Source organism: Aurantimonas aggregata, from assembly GCF_010500835.1.
In the GTDB taxonomy this organism is placed as follows: domain Bacteria; phylum Pseudomonadota; class Alphaproteobacteria; order Rhizobiales; family Rhizobiaceae; genus Aurantimonas; species Aurantimonas aggregata.
On sequence record NZ_JAAAMJ010000001.1, the window covers coordinates 666992 to 684368 of the forward strand.

Annotated in this window: 11 protein-coding genes; 3 read left to right on the forward strand and 8 right to left on the reverse strand. The window is 68.4% G+C overall.

Annotated elements, in window-relative coordinates:
- Positions 1-154 precede the first annotated feature (154 nt).
- The 4 genes from GTW51_RS03065 to GTW51_RS03080 form a co-directional block, all read right to left on the reverse strand.
- A complete protein-coding gene (locus tag GTW51_RS03065; protein ID WP_163042380.1) occupies positions 155-325 on the reverse strand; it encodes a hypothetical protein in 171 nt (56 codons plus the stop codon).
- 23 nt (positions 326-348) lie between these two features.
- Positions 349-1422: a sensor histidine kinase gene (locus GTW51_RS03070; protein ID WP_163042381.1), complete on the reverse strand. Its 1074-nt coding sequence runs from the start codon at positions 1420-1422 to the stop codon at positions 349-351.
- A 177-nt stretch (positions 1423-1599) separates the two neighbouring features.
- Complete coding sequence (locus GTW51_RS03075; RefSeq protein WP_163042382.1) at positions 1600-2517, reverse strand: cation diffusion facilitator family transporter; 918 nt, start codon at positions 2515-2517, stop codon at positions 1600-1602.
- Positions 2518-2527: 10 nt separating this feature from the next.
- Positions 2528-4717: an anthranilate synthase gene (locus GTW51_RS03080; protein WP_163042383.1), complete on the reverse strand. Its 2190-nt coding sequence runs from the start codon at positions 4715-4717 to the stop codon at positions 2528-2530.
- A 414-nt stretch (positions 4718-5131) separates the two neighbouring features.
- On the opposite strand from GTW51_RS03080, the gene GTW51_RS03085 reads away from it, so the two are divergent.
- From GTW51_RS03085 to GTW51_RS03095, 3 genes are all read left to right on the forward strand, one after another.
- Positions 5132-6706, forward strand: coding sequence for an OpgD/OpgG family glucan biosynthesis protein (locus GTW51_RS03085; RefSeq protein ID WP_163042384.1), 1575 nt, complete (start codon positions 5132-5134; stop codon positions 6704-6706).
- Between the two features lie 186 nt (positions 6707-6892).
- Positions 6893-7873, forward strand: coding sequence for an ABC transporter substrate-binding protein (locus GTW51_RS03090; RefSeq protein WP_203565845.1), 981 nt, complete (start codon positions 6893-6895; stop codon positions 7871-7873).
- A gap of 32 nt (positions 7874-7905) precedes the next feature.
- Complete coding sequence (locus tag GTW51_RS03095) at positions 7906-9585, forward strand: ABC transporter permease (protein WP_203565846.1); 1680 nt, start codon at positions 7906-7908, stop codon at positions 9583-9585.
- A 7-nt stretch (positions 9586-9592) separates the two neighbouring features.
- On the opposite strand, the gene GTW51_RS03100 is transcribed toward GTW51_RS03095, so the two are convergent.
- The 4 genes from GTW51_RS03100 to putA all read right to left on the reverse strand — a co-directional run bounded on the left by GTW51_RS03100 (position 9593) and on the right by putA (position 17318).
- Entirely contained in the window at positions 9593-10687 is a 1095-nt protein-coding gene (locus GTW51_RS03100) for an ABC transporter ATP-binding protein (protein WP_163042385.1), read from the reverse strand.
- A gap of 106 nt (positions 10688-10793) precedes the next feature.
- Positions 10794-11816, reverse strand: coding sequence for a potassium channel family protein (locus tag GTW51_RS03105; protein WP_163042386.1), 1023 nt, complete (start codon positions 11814-11816; stop codon positions 10794-10796).
- A 400-nt stretch (positions 11817-12216) separates the two neighbouring features.
- A complete protein-coding gene (locus GTW51_RS03110; protein ID WP_163042387.1) occupies positions 12217-13896 on the reverse strand; it encodes a formate--tetrahydrofolate ligase in 1680 nt (559 codons plus the stop codon).
- 326 nt (positions 13897-14222) lie between these two features.
- Complete coding sequence (gene putA / locus GTW51_RS03115; RefSeq protein WP_163042388.1) at positions 14223-17318, reverse strand: bifunctional proline dehydrogenase/L-glutamate gamma-semialdehyde dehydrogenase PutA; 3096 nt, start codon at positions 17316-17318, stop codon at positions 14223-14225.
- Positions 17319-17377 lie beyond the last annotated feature (59 nt).

A 17377-nucleotide genomic window follows, 5' to 3' on the forward strand; every position in this document is an offset into this window, starting at 1 on the left:
ACCTTCATCTCGGGCGGATGCCGGCGGCGGCGACAGAGCGCGCTTCGGACCGGGTCATCGGCAATTGGAACGATGTTGTAAAGATTGAGGGGCAGAGCGCGGGAGCCGGGAAGCTCGTCCTACGCGCCGGCTCGACCGCCGGACGCCCCTTCGATCAACGGGTCCGACGGCCGCCGATAAGCAGTCCAAGAAGCAGGCCGGCCGAGCGCGCGCTGCCGACGGAGGCGGCAGCAGCGAAAGACGCGAAAGGGGCGCAGGCAAGGTTCATGGCCGCAAAGCTAACCGGAAACAGCGCCGAAGCAAGCAAAAAAGCATCGCTGTTCATGGCGGCATCCGCGGATGCCCGTCTCAGGCGGCGCGTCCGGTAAGGTCCGGCGCCGGCCGCGAGACGAAGCGAAGCGTCGACACCGCCCCATCCTGGTTGCTGATATCGAGACGCCCGCCGACCTGCTGGGTCAGCGACACGACGATGCGCATGCCGAGATTGCGCGAGGCGGCGGGCGAAAAACCCTCCGGCCAGCCAGGTCCGTCATCGGCGACGCGCAGGAAGACCGGCACGCCCATGCCGTCCTTGCCCGCGCCATCACGTCCCAGCGTGACGCGGATCACGCCGCCCTTTCCGTAAACCCGGCCATGCTCGATGGAGTTGGAGATGAGCTCGGTGGCGATCAGGCCGATCGGCACGGCCATGTCGGCGGAAAGCTCGACCGCCTCGACGTCGACCTCGTAGCGAACGCCCTCGACGCCCGACGCTTCGAGCAGGTCCGGCCCGAGCTGGGCCAGATAGGGGCCCATGTCGAGCGTCTGCTTTCCGGGGTCGTGCAGCTGCCGCTGGATCTTGGAGATCAGCCCGATGCGGGCGGAGGCCTGCTGCAGCACGGCCGTCGCTTCCGGATTTGTCGTGCCGCGCGACTGGGCGTTGAGCAGCGCCGAGACGACGCCGAGATTGTTCGAGACCCGGTGCTGCATCTCCTGGAACAGAAGATCGCGCTCGCCGGCATAACGGCTCGCGGCTTCCTTCTCGACCGTGACGCGCTGCAGGGCGAGTTGCATCCAGTAGATGAGCACGATGTCGACCGTGACGATGAACACGTAGAAGCCGAGCGCCAGCACCGAACCGCCGGTGAGCGCGAAGGAGTCGAAGGGCGGGATGAAGAAGTACCAGGACGCCACGCCGCCAGCCAAAGCGACGAGAATGCCTGGCCGGATTCCGGCGAAGAAGGCGGTGATGATGATTGCCGGGAAGAACGACAGATAGGGAAAGCCGATCGGCAGCCGATCATCCAGCTCGTAACGAAGCGTGAAGGCGATGACGAAGGCGGCGACGGCGAATACCCAGCGCAGCACCGGCCGCTCGCCGAGCGACGTGCGGGCCAGGAACGTTTGAATTCCCCTCAGCCTGGATGGCGCCGACCCTGTCAAGACTTCCCCTCGTTTCCCGCATCCGTGACGCGACACCGCGGAAGCCGCACCGCTCGACCGAGCAGCCACAGCTACCGTCATGTCCCGTTTTCGCAGAATGTTCGCCGCGCCGGAACATAGCGTAAACTCCGGCGCGCAATGCAACAGAATTCGCCAGCCAGACTGCGAAAAACGGCGCTACAGCACAGGCACACCGGTCTGCTTCGCTTCGGCCTCGGGCTCGACGTGGATCAAGACCCGTGCTCCGTCGAAACTCAGCTTCAGGGCGTCCTCGATGCGGTCGCAGATGTCGTGGGCGGCGCCGACGGTCATCTCCTCCGGCACCACCATGTGGAATTCGATGAACATTGCGCGGCCCGCCAGCCGAGTCTTCAGGTCGTGCACCTCAAGGGCACCGTCGGCATTGGCGGAGATCAGATCGCGGACCTGCGCCTCCTCGCCCGGATGCATGGCCTGGTCCATCAGCCCGGAGAGCGAACTGGTCACCACAAGATAGCCCTCGCGCAGGATGTTGAGCGCGACGAGCGCTGCCATCAGCGGATCGAGGATAGACCAGCCGGTGGCAGTCGCGATGAGCAGGCCGCCGATCACGCCGACGGAGGTGACGACGTCGGCCATGATGTGGCGACCGTCTGCCGCCAGCGCCGGCGAGCGCCGCTCGGCGCCGCGGCGGATGAGATAGACCGCCCAGGCGGCATTGATCGTGGTGGCGACCGCGTTGATGGCGATGCCGGTGAGTGGTGCCTCCATCGTCCGCGGCACCAGGTAGGCGCCCCAGGCCTCACGCAGGATCAGCATCGCCGCGACGACGATCAGGACGCCCTCGACCACCGCCGAGAAGTACTCGGCCTTGGTGTGACCGAAGGGGTGGTCGCTGTCCGCCGGCTTGTAGCTGAGCGACACCGCCCACAGCGCGATCAGCCCGGCGACGACGTTGACGATCGATTCCATCGCGTCCGAGAATAGCGCGACGGAGCCGGTCACGTGATAGGCCGCGTACTTGATCCCGAGCACGACGACCGCGATCACCACCGAGACCATGGCGATGCGCGTGACGAGGGTCGCGCCGGCGTCCCTCGGCTCTGGGGCGGACATGCTCACGGTTTCAGGCTGCCTTGACGCGGGCACGTCGCGGCAGCTTGGCGACGATGTTCTCAATCATCCGCATCCCGGCGTCGCCGCCGAGACTCATGATGCTCTCGGGATGGAACTGCACCGCCGCCACCGGCTCGCTGCGGTGCTCGAAGGCCATGACGATGCCGTCGTCGGTCTCGGCCGTGACCTCGAACTCCTTCGGCAGGCGCACCGGATCCGCGAAGATCGAGTGGTAGCGCCCGACCGTGACCTCGCTGGGCAGACCCTCGAAGATGATGCCCGGCCGCGACACGCGGATGCGCGACGGCTTGCCATGTACGGGCAGGTGCAGCGTCCGCAGCGACCCGCCATAGGCTTCCGCCAACGCCTGCAGGCCGAGGCAGACGCCGAAGATCCCGGCGCCGTGAGCACGCGCCGCGGCGATGGTGCCCTTGCAGTCGAAGTCCGAGGGTCGGCCGGGACCGGGCGAAAGGACGACGAGATCCGGGTCGATCCGCTCGAACACGTCCGCCGGCACCGGCGTGCGGACCGTCGAGACGGTGGCGCCGGTCTGGCGGAAATAGTTCGCGAGCGTGTGGACGAAGGAATCCTCGTGGTCGACGAGGAGGATGCGGATGCCCTCCCCCACCTTGGCGGTGTGCCGGTCGCCGCCGACCGGGGCGGTGGCGCCCGCCTCGCGGATGGCGCCGAGCAGCGCCGAGGCCTTCAGCTCGGTCTCGGCCTCCTCTTCCTCCGGATTGGAATCGTAGAGCAGCGTCGCGCCGGCCCGCACCTCGCCGATGCCGTCCTTCAGCCGGATCGTGCGCAGGGTCAGGCCGGTGTTCATGTCGCCGTTGAAATGCACCATGCCGACGGCGCCGCCATACCAGGCGCGCGGGCTCTTCTCGTGGCTCTCGATGAAGCGCATGGCCCAGAGCTTCGGCGCGCCGGTGACCGTCACCGCCCAGGCATGGGAGAGGAACGCGTCGAAGGCGTCCATGCCGTCGCGCAGCCGGCCCTCGATATGGTCGACCGTGTGGATCAGGCGCGAATACATCTCGATCTGCCGGCGACCGATCACCTTGACCGAGCCCGGTTCGCAGACCCGGCTCTTGTCGTTGCGGTCGACGTCGGAGCACATGGTCAGCTCCGACTCGTCCTTCTTCGAGTTGAGCAGCTTCAGGATCTGTTCGGAATCGGCGATGGCGTCCTCGCCGCGCTTGATCGTGCCGGAGATCGGGCAGGTCTCGACCCGCCGACCGTTCACCCGCACGAACATTTCGGGGCTGGCGCCGATCAGGAACTCGTTGTCGCCGAGATTGACGAAGAACGAATAGGGCGACGGGTTTACCGCCTTGAGGCGGCGGGAGATCTCCGACGGGCGATGCTCGGCCCGCTCGTAGAAGACCTGGCCCGGCACGACCTCGAAGAGATCGCCGCGGATGAACTTCTCCTTCGCCGAGCGCACCAGCTCGGCATATTCCCCGGGACGATGGTCGCCACGCGGCGGAATGCGCTCGGCCGGCACGAAGGGCGCCGGCTCGCTGCCGCCGGCGACGCCGTCGGTCGAAACGCCGCCCTGCGCGAAGGCATAGCGGGTGAGCACGGCGCTGGCCGAATAATGATCGACCGAGAGGATCTCGTCCGGCAGATACAGGACAAGGTCGCGGCCGGCGGGAGCGCGGGGCAGCACCTCGGCGACGGGGTCGAACTGGAAGGCGAGGTCGTAGCCGAAGGCGCCGTAGAGGCCGAGCTGGCCGTCGTCGTCCGCCTTGAACAGCGACACGATGGACCGCAGCACCGAGAAGACGGTCGGCATACGCGAGCGCTCTTCCTCGGTCACCGCCCCCGAAGGCGTGCGGACAGTGAGGTCGATGCGGGATGCCTGCCGATCGAGCCGGGCAATGTCCGCATGGTCCGCCAGCGCATCGGCGACAAAGCCGAGCAGGATCTCGCCGCGCGGGTTGAGCGCCTCGATCCACAGTGCGCGGCCGCGCGAGGCGATGACCAGCGGCGGATCGACGAAGGCGACGTCCTGACGGGTGTAGCGGCCGGGATATTCGTAGTTGGAGAACAGCACCGCGCCGCGGCGGTCATCGAGCCAGTCGAAATACGGCTCGATCGCACCTTCGTAGGCCACCACCTGCCGGCTGCGGGTAATCGCGATGCCGCCGGCGGTGACATACCGCTCGCGCTCGTCTTCGGTCTGCTCGATCACCATGAGTCTTCTCCGGGTCCTGGGGCGGTTCGGTGCGGGTCTCCGACCCGGACCCCTGGCGACAAAGCAAAAAGGCCGCCGGATGATCCGAGGCGGCCTTGAGGTACTGATCACATGCGTGATGGTCCGGCCGCTATGAGCGCGTCCGCCACCAGTTCATCGCGAGGATCATCGTCGTGTCCATGGCACGATCGATAGCCGAGCCGGCGGCCGAGGGCAAGGCTCCTCGGGAAGCCCCGAGGGAGCGCCAGCCGCCACTTCGCTAACCGCGTCGGCATGCTTCGCTGACCGGTGCGACATATCCGCCACGCTCCTGCCCCAATGACGCGTCGGTATCGCACGCCTTGCCGGAGGGGTGCCGGAGGGGACGATGAGGATCGTGCCGGCTCTGCTCCATTGTGAGCGAAGGGGCACAGCATGACTTCTGCAATGACGCGCCGCGAGATCCTCGCGGGGCTGACGGCACTGGGTGTCGTACGACTCCCTGCATCCGCGCACGCGGCTGACGGACCGCTGCAATTCGAAGCGGCCAGGCCGTTCTCCTTCGAGGCCCTGGCCGACAACGCCCGGCGCCTCGCTGCCGCACCCTACGTGCCGCCGCAGGTGCGCGGCGGCGGCATCCTCGACCGGATCGACTTCGATACCCACTGGAAGATCAAGTACCGCGCCGAGGCGACGCTGGACGTCGCGGGCGGCAAGGCGCCTGTCGGCCTCTTCCATCTCGGCCGCTACTTCCAGGTCCCGGTCAACATCCACGTCGTCGAGGACGGCCAGTCCCGCAAGCTGGTCTACGACGAGGCGCTGTTCGACATGCCCTCGGACAGCCCCGCGCGCGACTTGCCGCACGATGTCGGCTTTGCCGGATTCCGGGTGATGGAGCCGAATGCGCAGGCGGACTGGCTGGCCTTCCTCGGCGGTTGCTATTTCCGCAGCGCCGGCGAGCTCAACCAATACGGCCTGTCGGCACGCGCCGTCGCGGTCGACGTCGCCATGCCGACGCCGGAGGAGTTTCCGCGCTTCACCGATTTCTATCTCGGACCGCCGAGCTCGCCCGAGCACGACCTGTCGATCACCTGCCCGCTGGACAGCCAGCGCATGACCGGCGTCGTCAAAATGGAGGTCGGCAAGCGCGGCCGGGTGATCATGGACATCCAGACCCGCTTCTTCGCCCGCGCCGACATCGACCGCGTCGGCCTTGGGGCGCTGACCTCGATGTTCTGGTATTCCGAGACCGACCGCGACCGGCGCATCGACTGGCGGCCGGAAGTGCATGATTCCGACGGGCTGGCGATCTGGACCGGCGCCGGCGAACGGATCTGGCGGCCGCTGAACAATCCCGCCCGGGTCATCACCTCGAGCTTCGCCGACCGCGACCCGAAGGGATTCGGCCTGATGCAGCGCGACCGGGATTTCTCGAACTACGAGGACGACGGGGTGTTCTACGACCGCCGGCCAAGCCTGTGGGTCGAGCCGAAGGGCGGCTGGGGCGCCGGCAGCGTGCAGCTGGTCGAGATTCCCACCGACGACGAGATCCACGACAACATCGTCGCTACATGGGTCCCGGAAAAACCGTTCCGCCGCGGCGACGAGATCGCGCTGGACTACCGGCTGACCTGGTCGAAGGACGATCCCTACCCGCCGGAGGTCGCCACGGTCAGCGCCACCCGCATGGGCCGCGGCGGCATACCCGGCCAGCCGCGCCCCGCCGACGCCTCGAAATTCGCGGTGGACTTCGACGGCGGCAAGGTGGCGGCGCTCGCCCGCGACACGAGCGGCGTCGAGGCGGTCGTCACCGCCTCGCGCGGCACGCTGTCGCGCATCGACGCCTATTCGGTGAAGGTCGGCACCGCCTGGCGATCGACCTTCGACCTGACGGCCGACGGCACCGAGCCGGTGGATCTGCGGCTCTATCTCGTGCGCAACGGCGAGGTGCTGACGGAGACGTGGCTCTGCCAGTACCTGCCGCTGCCGGCGGATCGCCGCGGCGCCTAGCGCCCGGCAGCATCGCCCAAACCGTGCCCGCGCCCTGAACTTCTCGCCCGGGCGCGGCCAGTCGACGACGTCCCTGGGATGTCGTCGACTGACTTGTCGGACCTTCATCAAGCTGTCACAGGCAATGCGTTAGTCGCTCGGCCGATGGGCCTTTCGCCCGACGAACGCTATCCGAGGAACCGTCCGATGATCCGCAAGCTCAGCCTCCTGGCCGCCTTCGCCGCCACCTTGCTCTCCGGCTCCGCCTTCGCCCAGTCGGGCAGCCTGGTGCTCTACACCAGCCAGCCCAACGAGGACGCGCAGGCGACGGTCGATGCCTTCGAGGCGAAGTATCCCGACGTCGACGTCCAGTGGGTGCGCGACGGCACGACCAAGGTGATGGCCAAGCTCCAGGCCGAGTTCGCCGCCGGCGCGCCGCAGCCGGACCTGCTGCTCATCGCCGATAGCGTCACCATGGAAGGCCTCAAGCGCGACGACCGCCTGATGCCCTATGCCGAAGCCGACACGACCGGCTACGAGGCCGGGCTGCACGACGCGGACGGGACGTATTTCTCGACCAAGCTGATCACCACCGGCATCGTCAACAACACCCGTTCCGAAATGACCCCCGCGTCCTGGCAGGATCTCGCCAAGCCGGAGGCGAAGGGCCAGGTCACGATGCCGAGCCCGCTGACCTCGGGCGCGGCGCTCGTGCATCTGGCGGCGATCACCCAGAACGCCGATCTCGGCTGGGAATACGTCGAGTCGCTCGCTGCCAACGGCGCGACGGCGGCCGGCGGTAATGGCGGCATTCTCACGGCCGTGGCCGGCGGCGAGAAGGCCTATGGCGTCATCGTCGACTATCTGCCGATCCGCGAAGCCGCCAAGGGCGCACCGGTGAACTTCGTCTTCCCCGAGGAAGGCGTCACCGCCGTCACCGAGCCGGTAGCGATCCTCAAGACCGCCCAGAACCCGGAAGCCGCCAAGGCCTTCGTCGACTTCCTCTTGAGCGAGGAAGGCCAGAAGCTCGCCGCCAGCCAGGGCTACCTGCCGGCCCGCGACGGGATCGAAGGCCCGGCCGGCTTCCCGGCCCGCGAGACGATCAAGCTGATGCCGTTCGATGCCGCCAAGGCCCTCGCCGACGAGGAAGCCAACAAGCAGCGCTTCGGCGAGATCTTCGGCGGCTGACGCTGAGCCGCATTACCGACAGTGCCAGACGTTTGGACGGCGAGAGCATCACTCTCGCCGTTCTTGTCGTTTTTGTCGGGCTCGTCAGCGTGCTGCCGGTGGCCCGCCTCGCCTTCGAAGCGTTCTTTCCCGGCGGCACGCCCGACCTCTCCAATGTCCGCTCGGTACTCGCCGCCCGGTCGACCTGGACCGCCACCTGGAACTCGCTGGTCACCGCCACGCTCGGCACCGCGATCTCGCTCTGCCTCGGCACGCTGTTTGCTCTTCTGGTCGCGCTGACCGACATACGCGGCAAGGCCGCACTCGTGTTCTGCTTCCTCCTGCCGCTGATGATCCCCCCGCAGGTGACGGCGCTGTCGTGGGCCCAGCTTGCCGGCCCTGCAAGCCCGCTGCTGATCACGCTGGGCCTGGCGCCGCCGCTGGGCTCGCCCAATCCGCTCTACAGCGCCCAAGGGATCGTGCTCCTGCTCGGCATCCAGCACGCGCCGCTGGTGTTCCTCGCCGTGCGCGCCGGGCTGCGCGGCCTGCCGCGCGAGATGATCGAGGCGGCGCGGGCCTGCGGCGCGAAACGCCTGCGCGTCCTTTCGACGATCGTGCTGCCGATGATGACGCCGCCGCTGGTCGCCGGCGGGGCGCTGGCCTTCGTCTCCGCCGTCGGCAATTTCGGCATCCCGGCGCTGCTCGGCATCCCGGCCGGCTACACCGTACTGCCGACGCTGATCTACCAGCGGCTGGCGAGCTTCGGCCCGGCGATCATCTCGGACGTCGCGGTCCTGTCGATCGTCGTCGGCGCCCTCGCCTTCGTCGGCTTCGCGGTGCAGGCCCTGGTCATCGGCAAGCGCGACTATCGCAGCGTCGGCGCGCCCTCGCAGGCGCTGCGCTATGCGCTCGGACGATGGCGCGTCCCGGCCGAAATCCTCGCCTGGACGATCATCGTGGCGATCCTCGTGGTGCCGCTGGTCGCCCTCCTGACCACCTCGCTGGTGCCCGCCTATGGCGTGCCGCTGACCGCCGACACCCTGACGCTCGGCAACTACGCCGAGGTGCTTCTGCGCCAGGATTCGACGATCCGCGCCTTCCGCAATTCGTTCCTGCTGGCGGCCGGCGCGGCGCTGGTGCTGATGGCGGTATGCGTGCCGTTCGCGGCCTTCATCGTCTGGCGCCGCAGCCGCTTCCTCGACGTCATGGCGATGACCGCCGAAGTGCCCTACGCCCTGCCCGGCATCGTGCTCGGCGTCGCGGCGATCCTCCTGTTCGTCGTGCCGCTGCCGCTCGTCGGGATCAGCCTCTACAACACGATCTGGATCATCTTCTTCGCCTATCTGGCGCGGTTCCTGACATTGTCGCTACGGCCGGTGATCGGCGCCGTGCAGCAGACCGACCGGGCGCTGGAGGAAGCCGCACGGATGACCGGCGCGCGCTATCTTTTCCGGCTGCGCACCGTAGTGCTGCCGCTGCTGGCGCCGGCCGCGGCGGCGGGCGCCATCCTCACTTTCATGACCAGCTTCAACGAGCTCACCGTTTCGGCGCTGCTCTGGTCGGCCGGCAACGAGACCCTGGGCGTCGTCGTGTTCAACCTCGACGATTCCGGCGCGACGGTGCTGGCCTCGGCGGTGGCCGCGGTGACGGTGGTGGCGATCGTCGCGATCATGGGCGTGACGGCGCTGGCGGCGCGCCGGCTGCCGCGCGGCGTCCTGCCCTGGACCGACTGACGACTGCTCAGGCGGCGCGCGCGGCGGGAACCCGCATGGCGGCGCCGGGCAAAAGCCAGCCATCCCTGATCGCGATGCGGACCTCGGTTCCCGTCGGGACCAGGCGCGGCGCCCAGACCGGCAGCAGCTGCGCCGGCGCTGCCGCCGGCGCCACTTCCAAGAGGGCATGCGAGCCCTTGAACGTCGCCTTGGCGACGCGCGCGGCAAAGCCCTCGCCGTCGGAGAGCGTGAGATGTTCCGGCCGCAGGCAGAGCCGCGCCGTAGTGCCAAGCGGCGCCAGCGTGGCGGGATCGGCCCGCACGTCGGCCTCGTGGCCGAACAGCGCGACATGGGCCCTGCCGGATGCCGCCGGGCCGACGACGCGGCAATCGACCACCGAGCCGTTGCCGACGAAGCGGGCGACAGCCTCGCTGGCGGGCTCGCCGTAGAGCGTCACCGGGTCTGTGACCTGCAGCACCCTGCCCGCCTCCATCACCGCAACCCGGTCGGCCATGGCCATCGCCTCGGCCTGATCGTGGGTGACGTAGACCATCGTTGCCTTGGTGCGTTCGTGGAATTCCTTGAACGTGTCCTCCATCGAGGCGCGAAGATTGACGTCGAGATTGGCCAGCGGCTCGTCGAGCAGCACCACCGCCGGGTCCATCGCAAGGCAGCGCGCCAAGGCCACGCGCTGGCGCTGGCCGCCGGAGAGGTCGGCCGGCCGCCGCGCCTCGAAGCCGGAAAGGTCGACGGCGGCTAGCGCCTCGGCGACCTTGTCGGCCTTCGCCGCGCCCCTGATGCCGCGCACCCGCAGCGGATAGCCGACATTCTCGGCAACACTCATGTGCGGCCAGAGCGCATAGGACTGAAAGACGATGCCGACATTGCGGTCTTCGGGCGGCACATGCCGGCCCTCACCCGCCATCACGGTGCCATCGAAGCGGATCGCCCCGGAGGAGAGCGTGTCGAAGCCGGCGATCAGCCGCAAGAGTGTGGTCTTGCCGCAGCCGGACGCGCCGAGCAGCGCCACGAACTCGCCCGCCGCGATCTCCAGCGACACGCCGTCGACGGCGGCGGCATCGCCGAAGCGCTTGGTGACGGCGGAGAGGGAGATCGCGGACATGGGAGGCTCGTCATGGCAGGAAAATCTGCCGGCAAGGATAGGGCGCGCGCCCTCCGAGCGCGAGAGCATTCGGCAGGGCGCGGCCTGTGATCGGCTTCGGGTCCCCTTAGCGCGAGGAGAACTGGTCCTCCATCCGCCGCTGCCATTCGGGCGACAGGATGATCCGGTCGATCTCGATGCGCAGCCGCTCGGACCCGACGTGGAACAGCGGCATGGCGACGGTACCGGCGAAGCGCTGCACGCTCTTTTCGCCGGCAGCGCTCCTGGCGGCCTGGTAGGGATAGGCGATCCGGTCGATCTCGTCCGCCTCCAGCGCCGTCATGGCCCGATCGAGGCTGTCGAAGCTGGTGAGCGTCCGAGCCGCTTTCAGGTCGCTTTCGGGCACTGCCCCGTCCGCGACGAAGCCGACGCGCTGATCCGCGATCGCATCCTCGAGGCTGGGGCCGCTGCCCTTTTGGCCGGTGAGCGACACCAGATAGGCGGTCAGGATAGCTGTCAGCGCCATGGAAAACAGCATCCAGATCATCGCCACGGCGCGTCCGCCCAGCGTCTTCGGCACGAGGTCGCCGTAGCCGATCGTCGTCGCCGTCACGCCGGCCCACCAGAAGCCGTCGCCGATACCCTTGATGCTGGATTCGCGTGCCGCGAGGTCGCCGTTGCCGGATTTCTCGACCAGCCAGAAGATCGTACCGACCACCAGCAACAAGACGCTGAGCATGCCGACGACCTTGAGGAAGCCGAGATTGAAGAGGCCGGCGAGCCCCTCCACGAAGCCCGAAGCGCTCGACGTGCCGGGCGCGCCGATCAGGCCGATCGGGTCGACATGGAACGGCAGGCTGCGCCGGACCGTGTCGGACACCTGCGGCTCGGCGTAGACCGGAAAGACCGCCTGCATCGACCCGATCTCCGGCTGGCTGCCGGCCGCAACCAGCCTGTAGTAGAGCCCTGCCGCGTCCGCTGCCTCCCGGAACAGGTCGACCGCCGGCCCGCTCCAGTTGCCGTCCCCGTCCTGCGTCGCATAGGGCGCGATCTCGACGACCCCGACCTCCTGCGCAGTAGCGCTCGGACCCGGCAGGCTGAAGGCGGCAAGGAAGGCGAGACCGGCGAGGAACCGGAGAAATCTTGGCATGACGGAGGCGTACTCGGTGTGAGGAAGATCAACGCGGGCTGATGAGCCTTTCGAACAGCAAAACGCCTAGGACGCAACGCCGTCGGCGCCAAACTGATCCGCAGTCTGGCGAGCGAGTGCATGAGGCACGCGATCTCGCGGGGGCCGCGATGAGCCTCGCCCTTCCCCACGGGCGTCATCCTCGAGCTTGACCCAAGGACCCATTCCTCGGCGCTGACCCCGCGAAAACCGCGCAGAGGATCCCAACAAACCTGAAGCAGGTAGCGCATCCTCGGCGCCGATTTGGCGGCGTCGAGGACTTGGCATGGGTCCTCGGGTCAAGCCCGAGGAGGACGCCGTGTTGGGGGTTCGGTGCCAATCGCATCAGGCAGCTGAGCGCGACATGGACGCATACGGCGCTCTAGAACAGCCCCTCGATCTCACCGGCCTCATTCAGCCGGATCGTCTCGGCCGCCGGCTTCGACGGCAGGCCGGGCATGGTCATGATCTCTCCGCAGATGGCCACGACGAAGCCGGCGCCGGCGGAGAGGCGGACTTCGCGAACATGGACGGCAAAGCCGTCCGGCGCGCCGCGCAGGGTCGGGTCGGTCGAGAAGGAATACTGGGTCTTGGCCATGCACACCGGCAGCTCGCCGTAGCCGGCCTCCTCCCAGGCGGTCAGCTGGTCGCGGACGGACTTGTCGGCGGTGATCTCGGCGCCGCGATAGATGCGCTTGACCACCGTCTCGATCTTCTCGAACAGGCCGAGCCCGTCCGGATAGAGCGGGGCGAACTGGGCGGCGCCGCTGTCGGCGAGGACGGCGACCTTCTCGGCGAGTTCGGTGATGCCGGCCGAGCCGTCGGCCCAGTGGCGGCAGACCACCCCCTCCTCGCCCATCTCGGCGACATAGGCCTTGATCGCGGCGAGCTCGGCCTCTGTGTCGGTACCGAAATGGTTGATGGCGACGATGGCGGGCACGCCGAACTGGCGGATGTTCTCGATGTGCCGGCCGAGATTGGCGCAGCCGGCCGTCACTGCCGCCACGTTTTCGGTGCCGAGATCCTCCTTGGCGACGCCGCCGTTCATCTTGAGCGCCTTGACGGTGGCGACGATGACGGTGGCGGCGGGCTTCAGCCCGGCCTTGCGGCACTTGATGTCGAAGAACTTCTCGGCCCCGAGATCGGCGCCGAAGCCGGCCTCGGTGACGACGTAGTCGGCGAGCTTCAGCGCCGTGGTGGTGGCGACGACGGAGTTGCAGCCATGGGCAATGTTGGCGAACGGGCCGCCGTGGACGAAGGCCGGGTTGTTCTCCAGCGTCTGCACGAGATTGGGCTGCATCGCGTCCTTGAGCAGCACTGCCATGGCGCCGTCGGCCTTGAGGTCGCGGGCGAAGACCGGCGTCTTGTCGCGGCGATAGGCGACGACGATGGCGCCCAGGCGCTTCTCAAGGTCGGCAAGATCGGTGGCGAGGCAGAGGATCGCCATCACCTCGGAGGCGACGGTGATGTCGAAGCCGCTCTCGCGCGGATAGCCGTTAGCGACGCCGCCGAGCGAAGCGACGATGCCGCGCAGCGCCCGGTCGTTCATGTCCATGACCCGGCGCCAGGTGACGCGGCGGGTGTCGATGTCGAGTTCGTTGCCCCAGTAGACATGGTTGTCGATCAGCGCGGCGAGCAGATTGTGCGCCGTGGTGATGGCGTGGAAGTCGCCGGTAAAATGAAGGTTCATGTCCTCCATCGGCACGATCTGCGCATAGCCGCCGCCGGCCGCGCCGCCCTTCATGCCGAAATTGGGTCCGAGCGAGGCTTCGCGGATGCAGATCGCGGCGCGCTTGCCGATGCGGTTGAGCCCGTCGCCGAGGCCGACCGTGGTGGTGGTCTTGCCCTCGCCGGCCGGTGTCGGGTTGATCGCGGTGACGAGGATCAGCTTGCCGTCCGGGCGGCCTTCCAGCGACTTGATGAAGCCGGCGGAGATCTTCGCCTTGTCGTGGCCATAGGGCACGATGTCGGCCTCGTCGATGCCGAGGCGGGCGGCGATCTCGCGGATCGGCTTCTTCTTCGCGGCACGTGCGATCGCGATGTCGGACTTGAACTCGGCCAAGTGGTTGTCTCCCGATTCCGATTTTTTTGTTGCGGCGGACCATAGGGAGCGAACGACGGAAACGCTACCGGCCCGGGCGGTGAAGAATTCTCAATGCAGGGGTAAGATTTCGCAGCGCAACGAAGAAGCCCGGGCGCAGGGCGCACCGGGCTCCTCGTCTGTCAGTCTGCCTGTCCGCGACATCGGGAGGAAATGTCCGAGAACCAGGCAGTGCGCGGCATTGCGAGGCTCGAGCGATTGGGAGGATCTCGCGGGCCTCAGCAGGTCTTGTTACCGCAACGTCATGAATGTAGCGCAAGTTGTGTCCGCTGTCTGTTACTCGTTTGCTACGACTCCATTGCAATAAGGCTCGCGTTGCCACCGGCCGCGGCGGTATTGACCGACACCACCTGTTCGCGCGCGAACCGCAGGACGTAATTCGGCCCGCCGGCTTTCGGCCCGGTGCCGGAAAGACCGGAGCCGCCGAAGGGCTGCGAGCCGACGATGGCGCCGATCATGTTGCGGTTGATGTAGACATTGCCGACGGTGAGGCGCTCGCGCACCCGCCGGGCGACGTCGTCGATGCGGCTGTGGATACCGAGCGTCAGGCCGTAGCCGGTCCGCTCGATGGCGTCGCACACCGCGTCCAGCCCGCCGGCCTTCCAGCGCACGACATGCAGGATCGGACCGAAGATCTCGCCGGGGAGCGCCTCCGCCCGGTCCAGTTCGACGATGTGCGGCGCGATCCAGTGTCCCTCAGGCGGCAGGCCGGCCGGCAGCGTGCCGGCGAAGCGGATGCGCTGCTCGCGGCCCATGCGGTCCAGATGCTCGCTCAGCATGGCGTGCTGCGCGGCGTCGATCACCGGGCCCATGTCCGTCGCGATGTCGCGCGGGTCGCCGACGGTCAGCTCCGCCGCGGCGCCGGCGATCATCTCGACCATCGCGTCGGCAACCTCCTCCTGCACGAACAGGAGCCGCAGCGCCGAGCAACGCTGGCCGGTCGAGCGGAAGGCCGACATCACCACGTCGTCCGCCACCTGTTCGGGGAGCGCCGTCGCATCGACGATCATCGCGTTGATGCCGCCGGTCTCGGCGATCAGCGGCGCGATCGGGGCGTTGCGTGCGGCGAGCGCCCGGTTGATGGCAAAGGCCGTCTCGGTCGAGCCGGTGAAGGCGGCGGCCGCCGTCGCCTGATGCGCGACAAGGGCTGCCCCCGCCTTGCCGTCGCCGGGCGCGAGATAGAGGCTGGCGGCGGGGAAGCCCGCCTCGTGCAGCAGGCCGACGGCGATCGCGGCGATCAGCGGCGTCTGCTCGGCCGGCTTGGCGATGACGACATTGCCGGCGGCGAGCGCCGCGGCGACCTGGCCGGTGAAGATCGCCAGCGGGAAGTTCCACGGCGAGATGCAGACAGCGACGCCGCGCGAGCGGTATTGCAGCACGTTCTCCTCGCCAGTCGGGCCGGGCAGGAAGGTCGGCGCGCCGAACAGCCGTTCGGCCTCGGCGGCGTAAAAACGCAGGAAATCGACCGCCTCGCGGATCTCGGCAATGCCGTCGTCGACGGTCTTGCCGGCTTCGCGCGCCAGAAGATTCATCAGCAGGCCCTGTCGCGCCTCCATCAGGTCGGCGGCCTTGCGCAACCAGCCTGCCCGCGTCGCGGCAGGCACGACTTCCGCCTTGCGGACATGGCGGGATGCTTCGCCGACGAGGGCGGAGGCCGCCTCGGCGCCGAGCGCATGGACGCTGCCGATCGCCGTGCCGTCGACGGCCGAGCGGACGGTCTCCGGCGCGTCGGCCTTGGCGCCCGACCACAAGCAACGGGCGGTCACATCGAGCGGGCCGGCGGCGTCACGCTCGGCCAGGAAGGAAGCCAATGCCTTGCGCTCGCCGAAGGGAACGCCGGCGGAATTCTGCCGCGGCGCGAAGATGTCGCGCGGCAGGGCGATCTTGCCATGGCGGGCGGGGCCGTCGGCAAGCAGGTCGCGCGGGCGCTGCAGCAGCGTCTCGATCGGCACGTCCTCGTCGCCGACCTGGGCGACGAAGGACGAGTTGGCGCCGTTCTCGAGCAGGCGGCGGACGAGATAGGCGAGCAGGTCGCGATAGCCGCCGACCGGGGCGTAGATCCGGCAGGCGATGTTACCGCCCTTGGTCTTGCGCAGCGTCTCGTAGAGCGCCTCGCCCATGCCGTGGAGGCGCTGGAACTCGAAGCCCGTCGGGTTGGGACCAGCCATTTCCATGATCGTCGCGACCGTCAGCGCGTTATGGGTGGCAAATTGCGGATAGAGCCGCGAGCGCCGGTCGAGCAACGCGCGCGCCGCGACGAGATAAGATAGGTCAGTCGCCGGCTTGCGGGAATAGACCGGATAGCCGGCAAGGCCCTTTTCCTGCGCCAGCTTGATCTCGGTGTCCCAGTAGGCGCCCTTCACCAGCCGCACCATCATCTTGATGCCGGAAGCGGCGGCCAGTGCGTCGAGATGGTCGATCACCGCCAGTGTGCGCTTCTGGTAGGCCTGAACCGCGAGGCCGAAGCCGTCCCAGCCCTTGAAGTCCGCGGCCGCGACGACCGCATCGATCACGTCGAGCGACAGTTCCAGCCGCTCGGCCTCCTCGGCGTCGATGGTGAGGTTGAGGTCGTAGCCCCTGGCCCTGTCCGCCAGCTCCACGACCTTCGGCACGAGGTCGCGGATCACCGCCTCGCGGTGCGTCGGGGCGTAGCGCGGATAGAGGGCCGACAGCTTCACCGAGATTCCGGGCCGGTCCGGCAGCGCCTTGTTGCCGGCCTTGCGCCCGATCGCCTCGATGGCGTCAGCATAGGACTTGAAATAGCGCGCGGCGTCCTTGGCGGTGCGGGCGCCCTCGCCCAGCATGTCGTAGGAGTGCCGGTAGCCCTTCTTTTCGAAGCTCCGTGCCCGGTCGAGCGCGTCGCCGATCGTCTCGCCCAGCACGAAATGCCGGCCGAGGAAGCGCATCGCCTGCCGCGTCGCGGTGCGCACCGCCGGTGCGCCGAGCCGCTTCACCAGCGTCTGCATGACGCCCTGCGGCGTCTCGCCCGGCCGGATGATCCGCGCCGAGATGCCGAGCGCCCAGGCCGAAGCGGCGGTCAGCATGCGGTCCTCGTCGCCGTCGTGATGGGCCCAGTCGCCGGCGCCGATCTTGTCCTCGATCAGCCGGTCCTGCGTCGCCGCGTCGGGCACCCGCAGCAGCGCCTCGGCGAGGATCATCAGCGCCAGGCCCTCGCGGCTCGACAAGCCGAATTCACGCAGGAAGTCCTCGACGCCGCCAATGCCGCCCGATGAGTTGCGGATCCCCTCGATCAGGGCGCGGGCCCGGCGGTCTACCGCGGTCTCGTCGTGGGTCCAGCGGCCGGCGGCCCCGAGCAGCGCCGCCACGGCGGCGGTGTCGTCGGGCGCGTAGGGAGCGGTGAAGGGCGGAGTCAGGGCCGGCATCGCGTTCTCCAGAAGCGGGTCGGCGGCATTCTAGCAGGCTCGCCGAGAGTGCTTCTCGC